The organism is Paenibacillus sp. Aloe-11 (genome assembly GCF_000245715.1).
Classification (GTDB): Bacteria; Bacillota; Bacilli; order Paenibacillales; family Paenibacillaceae; genus Paenibacillus; species Paenibacillus kribbensis.
On the sequence record NZ_JH601050.1, the window covers coordinates 40,835 to 60,905 of the forward strand.

Below are 20,071 nucleotides of genomic sequence, written 5' to 3' on the forward strand. Positions count from 1 at the left end.
GCAGGCCTTGTCTACTCTTCGAAAACGCTCTTTAATCGTACTTTCAAATACAGTGCACACCAAAAGCAGTAATGAAGTATCTCAGCAATAATTTGGACCATCTGCGGCCAGTCCAATGAGGATAAAGACTTGGAACACAGCGTAACCATAATCAGAATGGCTTCAAAAACAAGAATGTCCACTAACAGCATAATGATTATGCGGGATTTGATTTGCTGGAAGAGTTTCAGGGCTTTGAAATTCCAGGCCATTGCGATCCATTCGAGCATGATGATTCCCAAAGACATACCGGCATATCCGAGCCCGGGAACGGCAACTAAGGAATAAAGAATAATGAAGTTGACAAGGACTCCAGTGCCAAGGCCAATAAAGGGAGTTTTCTTCCGATTTTGTGCCCATAAGATGCTTGTTGTGATTTCCCGCAATCCGACGAATAACGGTAGCATTGCCAATGATTTAATGGGAATTTCGGCATGTTGTATACCAAAAACAAATAGGGAAATTTCGGAGGCATATTCAAAAATAAAAAAACCTGAGGCTAATCCCCAGACCCATGCTATCTGAAGGGCGGTATTGCTTTTTTTGTAGAAGATGTTATATTCCTTATTTTGCCAATCTGTAGTTATTTTCATTGTGAGCGTATGTGTTAGCGAGCCCGTAATCAAAGTAGGCATATAAGCGACCACAAGAGCGATACCCGTGACAATACCGAACATCTCCGCTGCTTCTTTGGGAGAAACTCCGGCAACCTGTAATCGTTGAGGGATGATGATCGCATCCATAAAGTCGGAAGCCGGGATAAGCAAGCGTGTAAGTGCAATAGCAAATGAAGCTTGTACCACCAAAGGTAGATCTGTTCGAGTTGATGGGGGAGACAAAGCTACAGAGGGACGATTGTACATAAAAAAAGCAGAAAGCATTGCAAAGGCTAACAATGCGCCTGTAAAGGTTCCAAGTACCGCTCCGCCTACAGCAGACTCAATGCCGTATTGAATAAATAGTGGCACCAGCCACATTAAAGTACCAATCCTGACGGTTTGTTCTATAATTTCCGAAAGAGCAATTGCGGTGTATTTCTCAAGCCCTTGCAAATATCCGCGCAGCAGACTTAGCAAGGGGACTGCCAGTATAGCAGGGGAGAGACATCGAATCACAAAATCAAGCTGTGGATAACCAAGCAAAGAAGCGATCGGTTTTGAAAGCCAAAAGGTTAAGACACTGCATGTCAATCCCGTGAGCATCAGAAATATAGAAAAGATTTTGAACAAACGCCAGCCTCTTGCAGTATGCTTCGCTGTGAACATACCCAAAGCTGTCGGCAATCCCCCTGAAATAATCATCAATATTAAGCTATAGAAGGAGTAGGCTAGCTGATAAAGGCCCATTCCTTCGGCTCCAACAAGTCGCGTCATAAATACTTTTCCAACCAAACCGATGGCTTTCACAACAATCATCGCATTAGCTCTTACCATGGTTTGTTTTAATAAAAGAGGTAATTTCAAATTATTTTCACCCCATTAGAAGCTGTCCATATTATTCCTATGACAGCATCCTCCGGGATATGAACAAGTGTGACAGGTCATTTAATGCTTAATCTTGTATATGAATCAACAAATACTTGGTATTTTTATCCCACCCCAAGTCGAAGGGGACTCTGTAACGGTCTGCGGTATGGGAGTTGACTAAAGGAAAGCCACGCTGATCAAATCCAACAACTATAGAGAAATGGTCAACATCTCCTTTTAACACGTAAGCAATTAAATCACCTGGCATCAGCTGGGGTTTGTCAAGCTGCTGCTGCCGTTCATTTATCGATTGGACAATATTAGAAAAGCTTCCTTGCCCTATAATTCTGCCATAGCCGGAGCGTATCAGAAAATTTTTAAATGCGTCCGTTTGAACCCAGGCTTGGCTTCCACCGTGGCCATACAAGTAATGCCATCCTGATTTCATAGGCAGCCCTCCGCCTTCCTTCGCGTCCCCGATTACTTGAGAGGAGAAGTTGGTACAGTCGCCTCCTTTGGAATTATAATCCAGATATTTTTGATTATATCGCTGACCATTACCTGCCCCCCATGTCGTTCCTGCATACTTGTTTGCATAGTCAACTGCGCGGGTTCTGTTGTATTTATGAATAACCCTCTCTGGTGTTGCTGGATCTTTATGGGGAGTGAAAAATAAATCGGATTTTTCAATTTTCTTTGCATTTTCTTCTAGAGGGTCTGAATACCATTCACGTTCCACGTACCAACGATTGTCTTTTTTTCTCAATGTAATGCCATGACGAGTTCCAATTCCAAAATCATGCCGACCTGGATAGTCGTCGATATACTCATAACTCAATTTCAAGGACTGAACAAGAGACACTTTTGCCGTATCGCCCAACACGTCAGCACGAGCTACCCGAATGGAACTTTCCGCATTCACAAATTTCATTTTACGATGCTTGGCCCATTCTTGAATGTATTCGGCCCTGTTCATTTCATGAAGGTACGCGTAGTTGCTTCGTTTATCTGTTAACAAGTAATGGTCCTCAATATGCCTTTTATCCTGATCCATCAACAACCGAGTGCGGTCTTCAAACAATTCTTGAAGAAAGGGGACGACGTTTTCCTTTTTAGCTGGCTCGGCTTGTGCACGAAATAAAGAGAAGCTGCAAGCGGGAATCAATATTAAGGTCATGCACAGCAATTGTAATTTTGTGATTCTAAGCACAGTTATTCATTCTCCTTGGAAATGATTGGGATGTCCTTGTTTTGAACCGTAAGTTTCTCACAAGCTGAATTCATGTGTGCTAATTTGGTAAAGACGACCAGTCTTCCTTCATGTTCCTTCTTGCTTCGACTGTAGCGTCCGGCACAGGTAATCAAGTTTAAACGGTGCTCTTCAGTAGGCCCAAAAATCGTTTGAATCGGTGCTTCGGAGGTTAGGTAAAATTTCACAGACTCCACAACAAACTGAAGCTTACAGCCGTCATCGCCAGTCACATACACGTAATCCCCCCTTTTCAGTTTTTTAAGAGGATAAAAAACTGCCGGACCCGTGTATGTATCAACATGTCCATCCATAATTGCATTACCCGCGGCTCCTGGCAATATTCCAGTAGATAAATAACCTACTCGATCCGTGTTGCCTGGAACGCCCATTTGTCCATTTTCTAAATAGGCAACTGGTTCAATAATCGAATGAATACGAACCGCAGGAATATCAATTTTATGTGGAATGATCCCTGGAAAGGGTTTATTTTTAACCTGTAATGGCTTCGGCGTTTTAGGTTGTTGAATTTCAAGCTTAGCCGGGGCCTGGGTGGGGTTACCATCATGTTTAGCCGAAGAAGAACAGCTAGTACTACCCAGCAAAATCAATAGCACTATGATACGAATGATCCACTTTTTGTTCATATGAAGAAAGAGAGAGGGTCTACAAGCTAACCCTCTCCTTTTACCCTCCCTAATCCATTTGCTCGCTTGCGCCACCAAATCCGGTTTTTGGTAATTTAGTAGCCTTTGCTTTCATGCTTTTCGCATGAATGCTTTTTCCTCCAATGATTTTGCCAGGTGCAGCTTTATGTGCATGTAGCTTGTGGACTTTCTCATGTTTGCTCTTGGCGTGCAGCTTGTGTTCATGTTTCGCATGAGCCTTAACCTTATGTTGGTGTACTTTGTGCTCATGCTTTTCTGTTGCGGGTGCAGATGCAGATACCATGGATCCTGCTGACAGAAATACAGCTAGGGACGCTACAGCCAATATTGCTTTTTTCATGTTATTGCCTCCTTGAGATAGTTGGTAATTCTCCATTATATTTTCCGTACGAAGAACGTTTTATGTAGCCAATAATTTCATAGGGGGAAATTGTCTTGAAATTCATTCCTATGAAATCATTTATTCACTTCAATAAGTCCTTCGGGCGTCTTACGATTGGCAAGCAGTTCGGTTACGGTGACGAAGGTAAACCCTCTTTTTTTCAGCTCAGGCAAAATGATTTTGAGGGCTTCAACGGTTTGTGTACTTTTATATACATAATCGTGCATGAGGACGATATCGCCGTTTCTGGCGTTGCGGAGCACTTTATTAGCGATGCGGTGTACGCCGGGTCTTCGCCAATCCAGGGTGTCCTGATGCCAGGACCATAAAATCATTTTGAGCCCTTTTTCTTTAGATAGTTTGACGAGCGAGTCGGTATAGGAACCACCCGGTGGACGGAAAAGGTGGGTTTCTGTACCCGTTGCTTGAACGATGCTGGCTTGGCCCTGATCCATTTCAGACAGAGCTTTGTTACGGGAAATACGATGGAAGGATGAATGATGGAAGGTATGGTTGCCGACATCATGTCCTTCTTCTCGTTCCCGCTTTACAATGTGAGGGAGTTTCTCTACACGGCTGCCGACGACAAAAAAGGTCGCTTTGGCGTCATATTGCTTGAGCAAATCCAGAATGGCCGGCGTTTTGGTCTCATCTGGCCCATCGTCGAAGGTGAGGGCAATCACCTTGCAAGAGGTAGGAACTTCCCATACAATGTCCCCTCGTTCTTCGTAATAGGCTCTTCCTTTTGTAGGAGCAGGGGAGGCGTACGATGCGGCCTGTGTAGTATCGGTATAGGGTGTGGAACAAAAGCTAGCACAGAACAAGGCAACAGCGACACTTGTAGACAGTAATCGGTTATATTTCATCAGGCATCTTCTCCGTTCTGACGTTTTCTCACATTAGCTTGCCAAGAAGGTACACATACCATTCCTCGTTTGCGAAATTATCTGCTTTTAGATTCCTTTAAATTCCTGTTTCAATATGTAAAATAAATACGTAAAACCTCCAAATTTGTGAATAGCCGACTATCGGCATATTAACGAATTTGGAGGTTTTTTTGTCATGAACTGAATGCGTCGTTCGTCAGCTCAGCAGTATCATCACTAGCAGCGTGTACAGTACCAACAGTAGAATGACATTGCTGTAGGTATAGGGACGGTAAGGGGGTGGAGTGCCTGGGGAAGGCGAATGATACGGCTGAGGAACCCTTATATATAGATGATCGGCGTCCATGTGAACAATCGTTCCTTCATACACATGGTGATCCATCGTTTGGACCCGGACGGTTTGATTGAGGTGTGGTTTGAGCCTTTGATGCAGGTGCTGGCGAGCCTTGACAAGCTTTGTCTGGAATTCCGGTTTGGCTTGATATAACGTTTGTGGACTAACGGTACTGTAGGACATTCGCCTCTAACCTCCATACCATGTAATAATGCATCCTATGCGGGAGTCTATGTCTGTGTGCTTATACCTATGGGATCTTTTTTTTACAAAGAGGAGAAGAATTTACAGTATACACCAGTCCACTTGATGATCCCTTTACATCGAAACGATACACTTACTGAGGCTGGTTTGAAAAGAAAGGGGCGTTTCGTTTTGAGTGAGCTTAACAAATTGAGTGAGCTTAACAAATCGATGGGACTTGGTACAAGAAGTCGGCATCTGGCTTCATCTAAGGCCCGCATACGCACAAGTTCGCTAAAAATTCAGAGATTGCGCGAAAATGCGCTGGCGTACACCTTTTTGGCTCCATCGCTCATTTTATTTGCTGTATTTATGTTTTATCCGATGTTGAAGTCGGTTTATCTCAGCCTGCATTCCACAGATCCGGCAGGAAACGTTGCAGCTTATGTAGGGTTGGATAATTTTGCTGTACTTTTCAGCTCAGGTCAGTTTCTGCAAGGGATCAAGGTCACGCTCCTGTTCGCGCTATTGACGGTGCCTGCAGGTATTTTATTGGCGCTCGTGCTGGCTGCACTTACCCATAGTAAACTACGCGGAATGCGCATTTTTCAGTTCGCGTTTTCACTACCGATGGTGCTGTCGGTCGGTTCATCTGCCGTCATATGGAAGTTTCTTTTTCATCCGACACTCGGGATGTTCAACTACGTGCTTTCCCTGTTACATATCAATCCGGTTCCATGGCTGACCAGCCCGGACTGGGCGCTACTCTCCGTAGCCATCATGACCATTTGGATGAATCTAGGCTTCAATTACATTATTTTATTCAGCGGACTGCAAGGGATTCCGGACGACATGTATGAAAGTGCCAAAATGGATGGGGCCGGTCCGCTGGTCACGTTCTGGCGTATTTCCATGCCATTGCTATCGCCAACGATCTTTTTTGTGACGGTAGTCTCCATTATCGGGGCCTTTCAGTCCTTCGCGCAAATTAACATTTTGACCAAGGGCGGGCCGGTGAACAGTACGAATGTGTTTGTATACTCCATTTATCAGGAGGCCTTCGTTAATTTCCGATTCGGAACGGGAAGCGCACAGGCGATTGTATTGTTTGTCATCATTTTGCTGCTCACGATGATTCAGTTCAAATGGGTGGAAAGAAAGGTGCATTACCAATGAAAGGACGCCTTCATTCAACATTGCTGTATGTATTGCTCACGATTGCGGCTGCTCTGATTTTATATCCCGTCATCTATACGTTTTTTATGGCGGTGATGTCGCCTGAGGAAGCGAGTGCTTATCCGCCGCACTTTATTCCGCATTCCTTTCATTTGGCCAATTTTACCGAAGTGTTTGAAATCGTTCCAATAGCAGCCTTTATCGGCAACACCTTTCTCATTTCGGGCCTGACCATGATCGGTCAGCTCATTACAGCCAGTCTGGCGGCCTATGCCTTTGCCAAGATGGAGTTTAAGGGAAAAAACTTTATTTTCAGCATGTTTGTAGCCACGATGATGATCCCTTGGGAAGTGACTATTATTCCGAATTACCTGACAGTACGCAGCTGGAACTGGCTTGATACGTATCAGGGGCTGACGGTTCCATTTTTGGCAACAGCCTTCGGGACCTTCCTGTTAAGACAATTTTTTCTCCAGCTTCCCAAGGAACTGTTCGAGGCTGCCCGCATGGACGGGTGTGGACATATCCGTTACTTTCTCTTCCATGTGCTTCCATTATCGCGCCCGGCGCTCGGAACACTGGCTGTATATTCGTTTCTGAACATGTACAATTCGTATCTGTGGCCTTTACTGATTACGAATAGCGAAAATATGCGTACCGTACAGATTGGCATTTCCATGCTTGAATTTCAGGAATCCACTTCATGGAATCTGGTGTTTGCGGGCACTGCGCTTGTCATTTTACCGTCACTGCTCCTGCTGGTCTTTGGACTAAAGCAACTGGTACGCGGGATGGCCGCGGGTGCGCTGAAAGGCTGACCAAGCCCATATAAAATTTTATCGAAAATGATTTAATCCAAGGGAGAGAAGAGAGATGATAAGATTTGTTCGTCTGAAAAGTGCCTTGACCCTGCTTATTCTGACTGCAATGGTGGTTGCAGCAGGTTGTAGCAACAATACGGCAGCAGAAAAGCCGAGGAATGACAGTAATGCAGGGGCTGCAGCGGGTTCTCCAGTCAAGCTGACCTGGTGGCATTCGATGTCCGGTAACGGTGAAAAAGCGATCAAACAGATCGCGGCTGACTTTAACGCCAGCCACAAGGACATTCAGGTGGAGCCCGTATACCAGGGCAAATATGATGACAGCCTGAACAAGCTGAAAGCGTCGCTTGGTTCCAATAGCGGCCCGGACATCATTCAGGTATATGAAATCGGCAGCAAATTCATGATCGACTCCAAAATGATCACGCCTGTACAACAATTTATTGATGCAGACAAATTCGATCTATCTCAGCTTGAGCCGAATATTACGCGATACTACACGATTGATGGTAAATTGAACGCCATGCCGTTCAACACGTCAAACCCGATTTTGTACTACAATAAGGATGCGTTCAAAGCGGCGGGACTTGACCCGGCCAATCCTCCGAAAACCTATGATGAATTCGAAAAGGCTGCCAAAGCCTTGAGCAAGGATGGTAAACCCGGAGCATCCATCGCCATCTATGGCTGGTTTATGGAGCAATTGTTTGCCAATCAGAATGCGGATTATGTGAATAATGGCAACGGACGCAATCAGGCTGCAACGGAATCGTTGCTGAATTCGGATGCAGGTGTGAAAACCCTGACGTGGTGGAAGAAAATGATGGATGAAAAGGTTGTATCCAATCTGGGACGTAACTCGGATGATACTGCCAAAGCCTTTTCCGCAGGACAAATTGCGATGACGCTGGATACCACCGCTTCACTGCGTAATATTGTGGAGCAGGTTGGCGATAAATTCGAAGTAGGTACGGGCTTCCTGCCAAGAGCAACGGATGCTAAAGAAGGCGGTGTCGTTGTAGGCGGAGCGAGCTTGTACATTATGAACAACAAGCCTGAAGCCCAGCAAAAGGCAGCTTGGGAATTCATTAAATTTGTCGCTTCCCCGGCTGTGCAGGCTCAATGGAGTGTGAATACCGGATACTTCCCGATCACCAAAGCGGCTTATCATGAGCAGGTACTCAAAGACAATATGGTCAAATACCCGCAATTCCAAACGGCGGTTGACCAATTGCACGCTTCGGTGCAATCTACCGCTACACAAGGTGCTGTGATGGGTGTATTCCCGGAAGCGCGTCAAATTGTTGAAGGTGCAATCGAGGCCGTTCTGAGCGGCCAGCAACAGCCAAAACAGGCATTGGATCAGGCGGCGCAGGAGATTACAGGCAAAATTGCACAATATAATCAAACGGTCAAAAAATAATCGGCCTTCCCTTAAAAGCGACGGGTAAACTGTAATACGTCCCCCTTTATCGGCCGCTTTTATAAAATAACGGATTGAATGAGTGACCCTCTCACTGATTCAATCCGTTTTTTGCGTTATTTTCTTTTTAGAACGACTGTTTAGACGAAGTGTCTAAAATGAATGATTTGCATTTTTCCTATTGCTGGATAACTAAAAGCTGGCTTATAATAAATACATAATTTTTGTACTGGACGGTCAGTTCAAAAGAGGAGGAAGCATGAAACAGCAGACAAAGGAAATTATTTTTAACGGAGCACTCAAGGCTTTTTCCGAACGAGGCTTTAACGAGACGAATATGGAGGAGATCGCTAAGGTATGTGGCATTGCCAAAGGAACCCTGTACTATAATTTTAAAAATAAGCAAGAATTGTACATCTACATCTTGAAGATGGGGATGGAACGTTTTGTCCTGGATATCCATGAAGCAATGGCTCAAACTCCCAAGGATCAGGTAGAACTAAGGATTCGCAAGCTGATCCAGGTACATATTGAGTTTATTGGGAGAGAGCCTGACTTTTGCCGTCTGTTGGTCAGCAAAGGATGGGTTTCACAAGAGCAGCATTTTAATATCAGGCAGGTGCTGGCTGGCTATTTTGATTTTATGGAGGCAGAGATCGAATCCGGCAAGTTCTACGGGAAAATTTCGAGCAAGCTGGATGCAAAAACGACGGCAAATTGCCTGTTCGGTATTTACATTTTTATTCCGATGCGTTCGATGGTATGGGGCGAAACGATGAATCTGCAGGAAGTTCGTGAAAGTACTGAATTATTTGTATGTAATGCACTAGGCATTCATCATTAATAGACAGATGGAGTGATGGAACATGAAAGCTAAAAAATATACGATTTACGCCGTACTTATTATTTTAATCGCTGTAGGGATCTATGCCTTGACGGCTTTCCCACGAGGAGGCAACAGCTTATCTGCGGATCAATCCTCTTCGATTCCTACCGCTTACGTAGAATCGGATACTCTTAATGCCAGCTTTAAGATGGCAGGACGCATTGACCAGATGTTCGTAAAAGAGGGCGATCAGGTGAAAAAGGGGCAGGTATTAGCCAAATTGGAAAGTCGTGAGCTGGAAGATAAGGTGAAGCAGGCACAGGCTGCATTGCTGGCAGCCAAGAGTAATGTGTCCAAAGCGAAAGCCAGTGTGCTGCAGGCTCAAGCAGGAGTAGGCCAGGCACAGGCTACTGTGAGTGCAGCTCAGGCCAAGAAAAGCCAGGGATCAACAGCAGTGGGTGTAACTGCACAGGCTTCCTCCAGCCAGATTGAACAGGCACAAGCAGCTGCGGCTGCAGCTAAAGCCAAACTGGATGCCCTCAAGAGCGGTGCAAGACCGCAGGAGCTGGAGCAAGCGCAAGTAGCTGTGAAGGCAGCCAAGGAAACGCTGGATTTGACCGTTAAAAATCTGGAGCGTGCCAAAAAGCTCCAAGAAGCCGGAGCGGCAACGCAGGCGTCATTGGATCAAGCAACACTGGATCATCAACAGGCAGAAGCCAAGTACAATTCAGCTTCTCAACAGCTGAATATGGTACGTGAGGGAAGCCGCAAGGAGGAAATCACAGCGGCTGAAGCGCAGTACCGTCAGGCATTGGCTGCAGTGAAGGAAGCACAGGCTGGAGCAGGCAAAGTTGCTTTGCAGCAGGAAGATGTCAAAGCCGCACAGGCTTCGGTAGAGCAAGCGCAATCTGCAGTGAAGGCAGCGCAATCCACGGTGGAGCAGGCACAATCTGCGGTTGCAGGTGCCAATGCACAGGTAGCACAAGCGGAAGCCGCGCTCCAGGAAGCACAAACCTACTTGAGCTACACCACACTGCGTGCGTCCGAGGATGGAATCGTGAAATCCAAATCACTTAGCTTGGGGGAAATGGCTAGTGCAGGATTCCCGGTCTATACGATTGAAACTTCGACACAGCGTTGGGCTAAGTTCTATGTACCGGAAACATCTCTGAATGGTCTGCAAGCAGGGGATACCGTTCAAATTAAACTGCTGTCGGGTGGTAAGGAGCTGAAGGGTAAAGTGATTCTGTTGGAATCCGCTGCCGACTTCGCCATTCAAAAACCGAGCCAAAGCTCCGGTGATAAGGATGTCCGTTCCTTTGGCGTTAAGGTAGCTTTGCCGGATCTTGCTGCCTCGGTTCCAACGGGCTCTACAGTTCTGTTTACAGGCAAAGGGGCGCAATAATATGCAGGATCAACAGGAAAGACTTCGTATCCGCGATGTGTTTCGCGAGGAGTGGCTGAGCATCTTCCGGGATCGTCGCTTTATGGCTATTCTGCTGATTACGCCGATTGTGTATACGATACTGTTCGGCTTCCTGTATTCACATCAGCGGATTACCGAGATGCCTGTCACGGTATATGACGGAGATAACTCACAGCTTAGTCGCCAAATCATTCAGGCGTTCGACGCGACAGATTCATTTGCCGTTACACGGCAAGCAACCAATCAGGAGGATGCTGTCCATCAGGTGGAGACGGGGGAAGCTAAGGTCGGGATCGTCATTCCTGACAATTTCACCACTCGGCTTAAGCATGGGGAGAACCCGCCGGTGCTAACTCTGATTGACGGCAGCAATATGATGTATTCCAACAGCGCCAGCCGGATCGCGAATCAGGTCATCAGTAGTGTAAGTGCCGGAGTATCTATCAATTCTATGAAGCAAAAGGGAATGAACGCCGATCAGGCTGCCTCAACGCTGACTACGATCCCGTTCCGATCCAGAGTTCTGTTTAACCCGGTCTATGATTATAAGCTTTTCATGCCCTTAGGGGTTATTTCGGCGGCACTCCAGCAGTGCTTGCTGCTTGGTATTGCCTTATCCTGCACACGTGATAAGGAGACAGGAACGTGGGGGAGATTTGGTGCATGGAAAAATACTCCCTGGCGCTTGGCTATTGCCAAGCTGACACCGTATTATGTGGCAGGAGCCTTCAATGTGCTGACTGTATTCAGTATCAGCGCGTTATACTTTGATATTCCATTCAGGGGACAGGTTCTTCCGCTGATTATGGTGTCGCTGGCCTTCAACTTTGCATTGTGCGGTTTAGGGTTTCTATTCAGTCTTTTTTCCAAGACAAGAGTGGATGCTACTCAAACCCTGATGCTGATTGCTGTTCCTTCCTTTATGCTATCAGGCTATACGTGGCCACTGGAAGCAATGCCTGGCTTCTTGCGGGGGATTGCCGAAATATTACCGCTGACGTATTATCTGGATGCTGTACGAAATATTACGCTCAAAGGACTGGACATCACATACGTCTTTAAGGATACGATAGCTTTGGGCGTCATCGGCTGTGTGACTCTTCTGGTGTCCTTCGCTATTTATCCGCTATTTTTTAGACAGCACCAGACGACAGGGCAGCATGCCGATGTTCCCGCTCAAGAAGGTGTCACGCTTAAAGGCTGAAAGTAACTCTAAATATTCCAAATATAAAAAGGCAGATCAGATGCTACTCCTGATCTGCCTTTTGGTTATAAATACATAAGTGTGAAGCTGAAGCGGCTCCGCTGTCCTACAAATCAGCAATCGATTTAACATTCATATAAGCTGGAACGACCAATCCGGTTTTAACACCGGTCATATTAGCGCCCAGATCGTCAAGCTTATCCTTGTATTTAGCCCAGTAGTCCGCATGTGTCAACGGCAGCCATGCAGCTGGCGAGGCATCTACATCGCCGCTAGCGACACCCGTCCACATCGGACCTGCTTCAACCTGCAGTGCGGTTACTTTGTAACCCAGTTTGTTTTCCAAAATATATTTCAGCAAATTCGTACTCGCAATTTCAGAATCCCAAGCCACATAACTCAGCTTAAAAGGCTCCCCATTGACAGGTTGCAGCCCATGAGTCCATTCCTGCACCTTATCGGCATGCTTCTCTGCCCAATCCTTGGCGGCTTGCTCAGGACTGGTTCCGGCTTGAATGGCAACCATCATTTCACCCATATCCTCCGGAGTCCATTTGAAGCGTTTCAGGAATTCGTAAGCGACAGGGGCATCCTTTTGCAGTCCTTTACGGGCAATCGTATGAATTCCCTCTGCTTCACCATAAGACTTTTTAGGGTCTTCCAAATATTTGAGATCATATTTGTTGAACATCCAGTGAGGAGTCCAGCCTGTAACGATGATCGGTTTTTTCGCTTTAATGGCTTTGTCCAGTGTTGCCGTCATGGCTGCACCGGAGCCTTCTACCAGCTTCCAATCGGATAAATTGTAGTCCTTAATCGCTTTGGCAGTTGATTTCATAATGCCTGCCCCGGCGTCAATCCCGATAATCTTGTAATCAACCTCTTCGCCAACCGGATTGGCGGCGGCGTTACCTTTGCCAGATGCAGAATGATCGGCTCCAACAAAATATTGTGATGCGCCAGCGATCAGAATGACGGCTGTAACCGCAGAGGCAATCCACACTTTTTGTTTGCTGGATACACGGCTTTTGTTTCTTTTCGCTGGCTTGAACAGGTTTTGCGTAAAACGGTCAAGTACAATAGCCAGAACAACGACAGCCAGGCCGGCTTCAAAACCTTTACCAATTTGCAGCTGTGTCACAGCACGGTACACAACCGCACCGATGCCTTCCGCACCGATCATGGAAGCAATAACTACCATGGACAGTGACAGCATAATCGTCTGGTTAATACCAGCCATTAGAGTGGGCAATGCCAGTGGAAGCTGTACTTTGAACAGCTTTTGCGCTGATGTTGAACCAAATGCGTCAGAGGCTTCAATCAGCTCACCCGACACCTGCATAATCCCCAAATTCGTCATGCGAATGGTCGGCGGGATGGCAAAGATGACCGAGGCGATTACGCCCGGTACAACACCAAGGCTAAAAAAGGTAACCGCAGGTAGCAAGTACACGAATGCGGGCATTGTCTGCATAAAATCAAGCAAAGGCGTGATTATGCGTGACGCCGATTTGCTGTATGCACACCAGATTCCGATGGGAATCCCGATAATAACGGATATGAGCGCAGACGTGATGACCAGTCCAAGCGTGTTCATCGTTTCGCTCCAATAGCCCAGATTGTCAATCAGCAGGAAGCCGATGACAGTAAACAGCGTAAGCTGAACCCGACCGATCATAAAGGCGATAATCCCGATAATTACGATAAACACCAGCGGGTGTGGAAGCATGAACAAGCCTGAGAAAAAGCCTACTACCGCTTCAATAACGGAAGAAATAACATTAAATAATCCTGCCAGATGAATACCCATCCAGTCTACAATGGATTGAATCCACTCAGCGATTGGCAGTTTCGGTATCATGGACATTCACCTCCTTTGTAGTGGGTACATCTCCACTAAGTGCGCCCAGTAAAGCTCCACGGACGATAACGCCCAGCAGCTTTTGCTTATCATCGACGACAGCCAGCGGAACCTTGGACGAGCTTGTAATTTCAAACAAATCGTTAATGACGGTATCGGCAGCAACCTGCGGCCCGTCTGTCATCAAAATATCTTCAATCTTCAAATTGTTGCGCAGTGCATGAACAGCATCCTCGGCGTTAATAACACCTAGGAGCTTTTTGGCACGGTCAATGACGAACAGGTTGGAAATCCCGCGTTCCCGCATCAATTCCAGAGCAACGCGTGGACCACGATCCATAGTAATTGTTTCTGGACGAAGCATGACATGGGCGGCCGTCAATACCTTGGACAGATCCACATCCTCGACGAAGCGCGCTACATATGAGTTAGCCGGTTGGATCATGATTTCTTCCGGTGTACCGATTTGTACAACCGACCCGTCCCGCATCAATGCAATCCGGTCTCCGATCCGCAGCGCTTCATCCAGATCATGGGTGATAAAAACAATGGTTTTCTTCATTTTATCTTGAAGCTCCAGCAGCTCATCCTGCATGTCGCGGCGAATGAGAGGGTCCAATGCGCTGAACGCTTCATCCATCAGGAGCACTTCAGGGTCGTTAGCCAGTGCCCGTGCCAGACCGACACGCTGCTGCATACCGCCACTCAGTTCATCGGGCATTTTATCGCCCCAATTTTTAAGACCTACCAGTTCCAGCGCTTGCTGTGCCTTTTCCTGGCGCAACGCTTTTTCTACCTTTTGAATTTCAAGGCCGTATTCTACATTTTCCAATACAGTCCGATGTGGAAACAATGCGAATTTTTGAAAAACCATACTGATGGTTTTACGGCGAACTTCGCGGAGTTGTTCTTTGTTCATCTTACGGAGATCCTTGCCGTGGACAAGTATTTCACCTGAGGTAGGCTCAATCAAGCGATTTAGCATTCGCACCAAGGTGGACTTGCCACTGCCTGATAGACCCATAATCACGAAAATTTCACCTTGCTTAATTTCCATGTTGGCTCTATTGACACCAACAGTAATTTGTTTCTCTTTGGCCAGCCTTTCCTTGCCCCAGCCTTGCTCCAGGAGCGGAACACCTTGCTCTGCGTGAGGACCAAAGAGTTTGCTGACATTTTTGACTTCCAAAATCGTCATACATACACCTCTTCTTTCTATACTTTGCTTGGTATTAACCCCGTGTTGCATGATGGATTGGGTATAAAAAATCATAATTCCGGGCATCCTGAACGGTTAATGACAAAATAAATTGTAACAGAAGCCTTGCTTACTTTTCAAACGAAAAAACTGTTTATAAAGATCGTACAGAAAAAACTGTACAAAGTTTACTCCGAAATGCTCCTTCGTTCTTTAGAATGCTCAAACATTCGGAACTTTACAACCGATAGTGCTTTTTTTAAAATAGACAATGAAATATAACCATAAGAAAAAGAATTATAAATATCCATAATTTTGAAAATTAACTATCATTAGCAATTTTGCGAATTATGATTTTGAACGACCACGGGTAATTCGTTCATACTAAGTTATGCAAAATGCTCTAAAATTAGGAGGTTGCAAGCATGAGCTTGTACCAGTTAGGTGATGAGCAGCAGGCTTCGCTGCAAAAAATTCGCAAACGTGTCATAGAAGCTATAGGTAAAAACATGGACTTGTATGGGATCACTCTGTCTGCGGGGCATTTGTACGGTTTGCTGTTTTTTGCGGATAAACCGATGACGCTGGATGAGATGGGCCGTGAAATGGAAATGAGTAAAACCAGCATGAGTACGGGCGTCCGGACGCTATTGGATTTGAAAATGGTGAACAAGGTGTGGAGCAAAGGCTCGCGCAAGGACTTGTATGAAGTCGAATATGATTGGCATCAAACATTTACTGACTTCTTCGCTATTAAATGGAGAAAAGCGGTGGAAACGAATCTGCTGGTGCTGCGTAAAGCCATTGATGAGCTGAACAGGCTGATAGAGCAGGGTGGAGAATATGATGAATTTAAGGCGATTCTCCAGCAAGACCGTCTGAAAATGAAGCAGGCCGTAGCCTATTATAAGTGGTTAGACCGATTAATTGACTCTTTGGAGAGTGAAGAAATTTACAAGCTGATTCCAAAGGAAGAAGTACAAGATTAATTGCCTATATCCTATCCTGTCTACAACATGCCGGAGCGCCAAAAGCGCTTCCGGTTTTTTTGTGTTTCACTTAATAAAGGATTAATTGGCTTAACTCGATTTTTGGTTTGTCCCAGTGCACAAGGTATAATAGAACTATGTAAGGATTGATATTATGCCGTTTGTGTTGAACATACGAGATAAAGGGGGGTTGATGATGGAGAGTATTACAGTACATACCCGTCTAGGTCAGTTGCGTGGGGAGTCGGGGGAGGGATATCATGCATGGAAAGGTGTCCCATATGCCCAGCCTCCTGTTGGAGAACTCCGTTTTCACGCACCTCAGCCTTTGAAGCCTTGGAAGGGTGTGCGGGCTGCGACGAGGTTTGGGCCGATCTGTCCGCAACCTATGCCATCAGCAGACAGTATGACCGGGAATCTGGCAGAACCGCCTGAGCAGTCGGAGGATTGTTTGTACCTGAACGTGTGGACACCAGCTTCAGAGGCTCCTGTGGAGGGACGTCCAGTGATGGTGTGGATTCACGGGGGAGCCTTCGTCACCGGGTCTGGAATCATTCCTTTATATGATGGGGCGCGAATGGCGCAAAAGGGTGATATTGTCGTTGTTACGATCAATTATCGGCTGGGACCGTTCGGATTTTTGCATCTGACTCCACGTGGAGATGGTCTGACTTCTAATGCGGGGCTGCTGGACCAAATTGCCGCACTGGAATGGATCAGGGACCACATTGATGTCTTTGGTGGTAACCCGGACGAGGTGACAGTGTTCGGTGAATCGTCGGGTGCGATGAGTATTGCCGCTTTATTGGCGATGCCGGCTGCTGAAGGCTTGTTCCAGCGCGCGATCTTGCAGAGCGGTGCTTCGCAGGTGCTGCCGACTCCGCAGGCGGAGCAAATAGCAGCTGTGTATCTGCAGCAATTGGGTGTGGACACTCAACATCCTGAACGGTTGTTTACGCTGCCGACGGATGCCCTGATGCTTGCGATGGCGAAGACGCATGAAGTGATTGGACCGGGTATGGCGATGATTTACCAGCCCGTTGTGGACGGTGTGATTTTGCCTAGCGAGCCTCTGACTGCGATTGCGCAAGGATCAGCGAAGCAGGTAAGTGTTCTGATCGGAACAAACTTGCATGAGGGTGACTATTTCATCCGTAAAGAATCCCATCTTATGGACAAAAAGACAGCGTGTCTCGCATTGGAAATGATGACGGGTATGCCGGATATCCCCGAAGTGACAGAACCTTTTCCTGTGACGATTGAGGGTCAGGCGCAAATGCTGACCGATCTAATTTTTTGGCGTCCTGCCTTAGCTCTCGCGGCTGCGCAGTCAGCCTATGCGCCAGTATGGATGTATCGTTTTGACTGGACATTTCAGGGGCATCCAACCTTTAGAAAGGCCGTTCATGGCGCGGAAATTGCGTTTGTTTTCGATAATCTGGAGCTGCTGGACAAGCTCGGATTAGAGATTCAACCGTCGATGCGGACGTTGGCTAAGGAAATGCAGCAGGCATGGGTGACTTTTGCACGTACTGGAAGGCCTGAGCTGCCAGAAAGGGAATGGTCGGCGTATGACAGGGAAAAACGCGCTACGACCATTTTTCATGAGAATATCACTGTGGAGTATGACCCGGAAGGGGATAAACGGCGCCAGTTAATGGGGCAGATAGGTGTATAAGCATGTAACAACTTCATTTAGCCCATTTAATTAAAAAGGCCCTCGCTCGTAATGAGGGACTGACCTTGTTAGTGAGACAGGGGTCAATCCCTCGTATTTGGACGAAGGCTTGTTTTAATGTGGAAGCTAAATTTTAAATCGCTTCACGAGTGCTTGTAAATCCTGTGCCATCCTGGACAGCTCCTGGGACGAAGAAGCGATTTCCTCCATGGCCGCCATCTGCTCCTGAGCGGCAGCGGATGTAGTCTGTGAGCTGTCCGCCGAACTGCGGGACAGGCTTGCCAGATGGGTCACGGTAGCCGAAACCTCTTCCGTGCTGGCCGAGATTTCTTCAGCAGCAGCGGATACGCTTTGAATTTGCTCTACGATATGAGACGTGGAGCGCTCAATATTCGCAAAAGCACCTTCTGCATCCTGGCTGATGCGCAATCCTTCACCCACCTGATTACGAACATTGCCATTCATCGTAGCAGTAGAGCGTTGGATCAGATCCAGCATCTGCGTAATAATCTGACTGATGGAATCGGCGCTTTCCTTGGATTGCTCCGACAGCTTGCGTACTTCTATAGCGACCACGGCAAATCCACGGCCGGCTTCGCCTGCTCTGGAAGCCTCAATGGATGCATTTAGAGACAACAAGTTCGTTTGCTTGGCAATGGCAGCAATAGCACTATTCATCTGCTTCGCATTGTCAGAGAGCTGTGACAGCTCATCCATCAGGCTAGCCGTTTGACTTACAGCTTCCAGAATACGGTCCATCTGTGCCCGCACATTGCTAATCATTTTGCTGCCTTGAGCAACATCCTGCTCGGTATGTCCTGCTGAATCCACGATAGAGCTGGCTGATTCGGCAATGGTGCTGACACCTTTGGCCATTTCTTCAACGGCATTGGCGGTTTGCTCGGATGCCTCGGCGCTGGTGGCCGCATTTTCGGCGGATTCCATGACGGTTTCCGCTACATGCTGTACAGATTCCGTTGTTTGCTCCGTGCTTTCCTTGATCATCAGGGAAGAGGAAGCAAGTCGGGAGGACGTTTGATTGACCTCGGAAACCATCGTATGCAAGGCATGTGTCATCTGGTCAAAATTCTGGGCCAGCTCGCCGAACTCGTCCTTACTGGACAGGTTAACACGTTCGGTCAGATTCCCATCCCGGACGATACGTGTTCCTGCTTGCAGCTTGCGCAGCGGAATCAGGAATGAACGAATCATCAGGAAAATAATGATAGCAGCAACCAGTACGGATATGGCGATAACGATGAGACTTTGTTTCAAAATCGGTTGGGCAGCATCACTGTAATCCTCCAGATCCGACAGTGCGATAATGCTCCATCCGGTGACAGGGTCCTTGAGTGTAAAGGCTAGCACGTCTCTATTCATAAATTGAATTTGTGATATGGAAGGAGTATCATTTTCAGCGTTTTTCGCTTCGGGAAGTCCCTCAATGGTGTCTGCCGGTTTTTTGCCTGTATTGTTAAAGGCTGCTCCAGCTCCAGACACAATTTTATGATTAGAATCAACAATAAAGAGTCCCCCGCGTTCGCCAATCTTAACAGACTGGAGGCTTTGACTCATTTTGTCCAGATTCAAAGAGAGGGCAATAGCTCCTTGACCGTCTTCCAGCGTTTTTGATAAATTAACCACTAAATTTCCTGTCGTGACGCTGACAGCTGGAACACTGACGGATACTTTGTCCTTTTCCTGCATCGCATTTTTGTACCATTTTCTCTCCCTTGGATCATAATCGGCCTCCTTTTTTTTCGGCGTACGAATATATTGTCCTTTCGCATTGCCGAGGAGCGCAGCATCCAACTCGGGATGAGCCTTGACGATGACATTCAATTTTTTCTGAAGGGCATCTTCGTCGGCAGCAATGGAATCAGATTTGATTTCAGTGGCAAGCACGTCCACATCCTTCATAATAGGCGATACATACTGATTGACATTGCTTCGAATCAGATACAGATTCGTGTACACAGAACCGCTCATTTGCTGACTGAGTTGCGTTGTAGCACCTTGATAAGAAAAGTATCCAATAAGTGCACTTGGAATCAATAAGACAGCCAAAAAAGCTACAATCAATCTTGTTCTCATTAAATAAAACTGTCTGAGAAACCTGGTCCACCATGGAACTGTTTGTTTTGCTTTAGTCATAGTTGTTCTCCTCTGTGTCTGATGATCACTACATTGTTTTATTCGACAAAAAGCAGTGGATTTTATAGATGTAATCTATGGCAAACGAAGAATAGTTGCATGTTTTA

17 protein-coding genes are annotated in these 20,071 nt (G+C 46.6%); 8 read left to right on the forward strand and 9 right to left on the reverse strand.

From position 1 onward, the window contains the following. Positions 1 to 11 precede the first annotated feature (11 nt). From WG8_RS06280 to WG8_RS06305, 6 genes are all read right to left on the reverse strand, one after another. Positions 12 to 1,502: an oligosaccharide flippase family protein gene (locus WG8_RS06280; RefSeq protein WP_232289061.1), complete on the reverse strand. Its 1,491-nt coding sequence runs from the start codon at positions 1,500 to 1,502 to the stop codon at positions 12 to 14. 88 nt (positions 1,503 to 1,590) lie between these two features. Continuing rightward, positions 1,591 to 2,715 (reverse strand): amidase domain-containing protein, encoded by a 1,125-nt coding sequence (locus WG8_RS06285; protein ID WP_007429294.1) that lies wholly within the window; start codon positions 2,713 to 2,715, stop codon positions 1,591 to 1,593. 2 nt (positions 2,716 to 2,717) lie between these two features. Continuing rightward, a complete protein-coding gene (locus tag WG8_RS06290; RefSeq protein ID WP_232289062.1) occupies positions 2,718 to 3,359 on the reverse strand; it encodes a class F sortase in 642 nt (213 codons plus the stop codon). A 91-nt stretch (positions 3,360 to 3,450) separates the two neighbouring features. Further along, positions 3,451 to 3,762 (reverse strand): hypothetical protein, encoded by a 312-nt coding sequence (locus WG8_RS06295; RefSeq protein ID WP_007429296.1) that lies wholly within the window; start codon positions 3,760 to 3,762, stop codon positions 3,451 to 3,453. Between the two features lie 116 nt (positions 3,763 to 3,878). Then, on the reverse strand, positions 3,879 to 4,670 hold the full coding sequence (locus tag WG8_RS06300) for a polysaccharide deacetylase family protein (RefSeq protein WP_007429297.1): 792 nt from the start codon (positions 4,668 to 4,670) through the stop codon (positions 3,879 to 3,881). 217 nt (positions 4,671 to 4,887) lie between these two features. Beyond that, positions 4,888 to 5,208 (reverse strand): hypothetical protein, encoded by a 321-nt coding sequence (locus tag WG8_RS06305; RefSeq protein WP_007429298.1) that lies wholly within the window; start codon positions 5,206 to 5,208, stop codon positions 4,888 to 4,890. 210 nt (positions 5,209 to 5,418) lie between these two features. Here WG8_RS06305 and WG8_RS06310 point away from each other — a divergent pair, with 210 nt between their 5' ends. From WG8_RS06310 to WG8_RS06335, 6 genes are all read left to right on the forward strand, one after another. Further along, a complete protein-coding gene (locus WG8_RS06310) occupies positions 5,419 to 6,384 on the forward strand; it encodes a carbohydrate ABC transporter permease (protein ID WP_043890905.1) in 966 nt (321 codons plus the stop codon). Then, positions 6,381 to 7,202, forward strand: a complete 822-nt coding sequence (locus WG8_RS06315) for a carbohydrate ABC transporter permease (protein ID WP_007429300.1) — start codon at positions 6,381 to 6,383, stop codon at positions 7,200 to 7,202. The genes WG8_RS06310 and WG8_RS06315 overlap by 4 nt, the downstream gene beginning before the upstream one ends. A 58-nt stretch (positions 7,203 to 7,260) precedes the next feature. Further along, on the forward strand, positions 7,261 to 8,628 hold the full coding sequence (locus WG8_RS06320; RefSeq protein ID WP_043890906.1) for an ABC transporter substrate-binding protein: 1,368 nt from the start codon (positions 7,261 to 7,263) through the stop codon (positions 8,626 to 8,628). Between the two features lie 259 nt (positions 8,629 to 8,887). Further along, complete coding sequence (locus WG8_RS06325) at positions 8,888 to 9,472, forward strand: TetR/AcrR family transcriptional regulator (protein ID WP_007429302.1); 585 nt, start codon at positions 8,888 to 8,890, stop codon at positions 9,470 to 9,472. A 22-nt stretch (positions 9,473 to 9,494) separates the two neighbouring features. Beyond that, the gene (locus WG8_RS06330; protein WP_007429303.1) at positions 9,495 to 10,859 is read left to right on the forward strand and encodes an HlyD family secretion protein; all 1,365 of its coding nucleotides are present in this window, start codon (positions 9,495 to 9,497) and stop codon (positions 10,857 to 10,859) included. Position 10,860: 1 nt separating this feature from the next. Further along, the gene (locus WG8_RS06335; RefSeq protein WP_007429304.1) at positions 10,861 to 12,084 is read left to right on the forward strand and encodes an ABC transporter permease; all 1,224 of its coding nucleotides are present in this window, start codon (positions 10,861 to 10,863) and stop codon (positions 12,082 to 12,084) included. A gap of 106 nt (positions 12,085 to 12,190) precedes the next feature. Here the strand turns inward: WG8_RS06335 and WG8_RS06340 are convergent, their stop codons facing one another. Then, on the reverse strand, positions 12,191 to 13,945 hold the full coding sequence (locus tag WG8_RS06340; RefSeq protein WP_007429305.1) for a glycine betaine ABC transporter substrate-binding protein: 1,755 nt from the start codon (positions 13,943 to 13,945) through the stop codon (positions 12,191 to 12,193). Further along, positions 13,920 to 15,143, reverse strand: a complete 1,224-nt coding sequence (locus WG8_RS06345; RefSeq protein ID WP_007429306.1) for a quaternary amine ABC transporter ATP-binding protein — start codon at positions 15,141 to 15,143, stop codon at positions 13,920 to 13,922. Before WG8_RS06345 ends, WG8_RS06340 begins: the two co-directional genes overlap by 26 nt. Before the next feature lie 425 nt (positions 15,144 to 15,568). On the opposite strand from WG8_RS06345, the gene WG8_RS06350 reads away from it, so the two are divergent. Then, a complete protein-coding gene (locus WG8_RS06350) occupies positions 15,569 to 16,132 on the forward strand; it encodes a GbsR/MarR family transcriptional regulator (RefSeq protein ID WP_007429307.1) in 564 nt (187 codons plus the stop codon). Positions 16,133 to 16,328: 196 nt separating this feature from the next. After that, on the forward strand, positions 16,329 to 17,810 hold the full coding sequence (locus tag WG8_RS06355; protein WP_007429308.1) for a carboxylesterase/lipase family protein: 1,482 nt from the start codon (positions 16,329 to 16,331) through the stop codon (positions 17,808 to 17,810). A gap of 126 nt (positions 17,811 to 17,936) precedes the next feature. Here the strand turns inward: WG8_RS06355 and WG8_RS06360 are convergent, their stop codons facing one another. Then, on the reverse strand, positions 17,937 to 19,964 hold the full coding sequence (locus tag WG8_RS06360) for a methyl-accepting chemotaxis protein (RefSeq protein WP_007429309.1): 2,028 nt from the start codon (positions 19,962 to 19,964) through the stop codon (positions 17,937 to 17,939). Between the last annotated feature and the right edge of the window lie 107 nt (positions 19,965 to 20,071).

What these genes read in the sequence shown, in the direction of transcription:
- WG8_RS06295 (WP_007429296.1), bottom strand. Translation starts at nt 3,762, where the DNA reads ATGAAAAAAGCAATATTGGCTGTAGCGTCCCTAGCTGTATTTCTGTCA.
- WG8_RS06300 (WP_007429297.1), bottom strand. Translation starts at nt 4,670, where the DNA reads ATGAAATATAACCGATTACTGTCTACAAGTGTCGCTGTTGCCTTGTTC.
- WG8_RS06305 (WP_007429298.1), bottom strand. Translation starts at nt 5,208, where the DNA reads ATGTCCTACAGTACCGTTAGTCCACAAACGTTATATCAAGCCAAACCG.
- WG8_RS06315 (WP_007429300.1), top strand. Translation starts at nt 6,381, where the DNA reads ATGAAAGGACGCCTTCATTCAACATTGCTGTATGTATTGCTCACGATT.
- WG8_RS06325 (WP_007429302.1), top strand. Translation starts at nt 8,888, where the DNA reads ATGAAACAGCAGACAAAGGAAATTATTTTTAACGGAGCACTCAAGGCT.
- WG8_RS06330 (WP_007429303.1), top strand. Translation starts at nt 9,495, where the DNA reads ATGAAAGCTAAAAAATATACGATTTACGCCGTACTTATTATTTTAATC.
- WG8_RS06335 (WP_007429304.1), top strand. Translation starts at nt 10,861, where the DNA reads ATGCAGGATCAACAGGAAAGACTTCGTATCCGCGATGTGTTTCGCGAG.
- WG8_RS06340 (WP_007429305.1), bottom strand. Translation starts at nt 13,945, where the DNA reads ATGATACCGAAACTGCCAATCGCTGAGTGGATTCAATCCATTGTAGAC.
- WG8_RS06345 (WP_007429306.1), bottom strand. Translation starts at nt 15,143, where the DNA reads ATGACGATTTTGGAAGTCAAAAATGTCAGCAAACTCTTTGGTCCTCAC.
- WG8_RS06350 (WP_007429307.1), top strand. Translation starts at nt 15,569, where the DNA reads ATGAGCTTGTACCAGTTAGGTGATGAGCAGCAGGCTTCGCTGCAAAAA.
- WG8_RS06355 (WP_007429308.1), top strand. Translation starts at nt 16,329, where the DNA reads ATGGAGAGTATTACAGTACATACCCGTCTAGGTCAGTTGCGTGGGGAG.
- WG8_RS06360 (WP_007429309.1), bottom strand. Translation starts at nt 19,964, where the DNA reads ATGACTAAAGCAAAACAAACAGTTCCATGGTGGACCAGGTTTCTCAGA.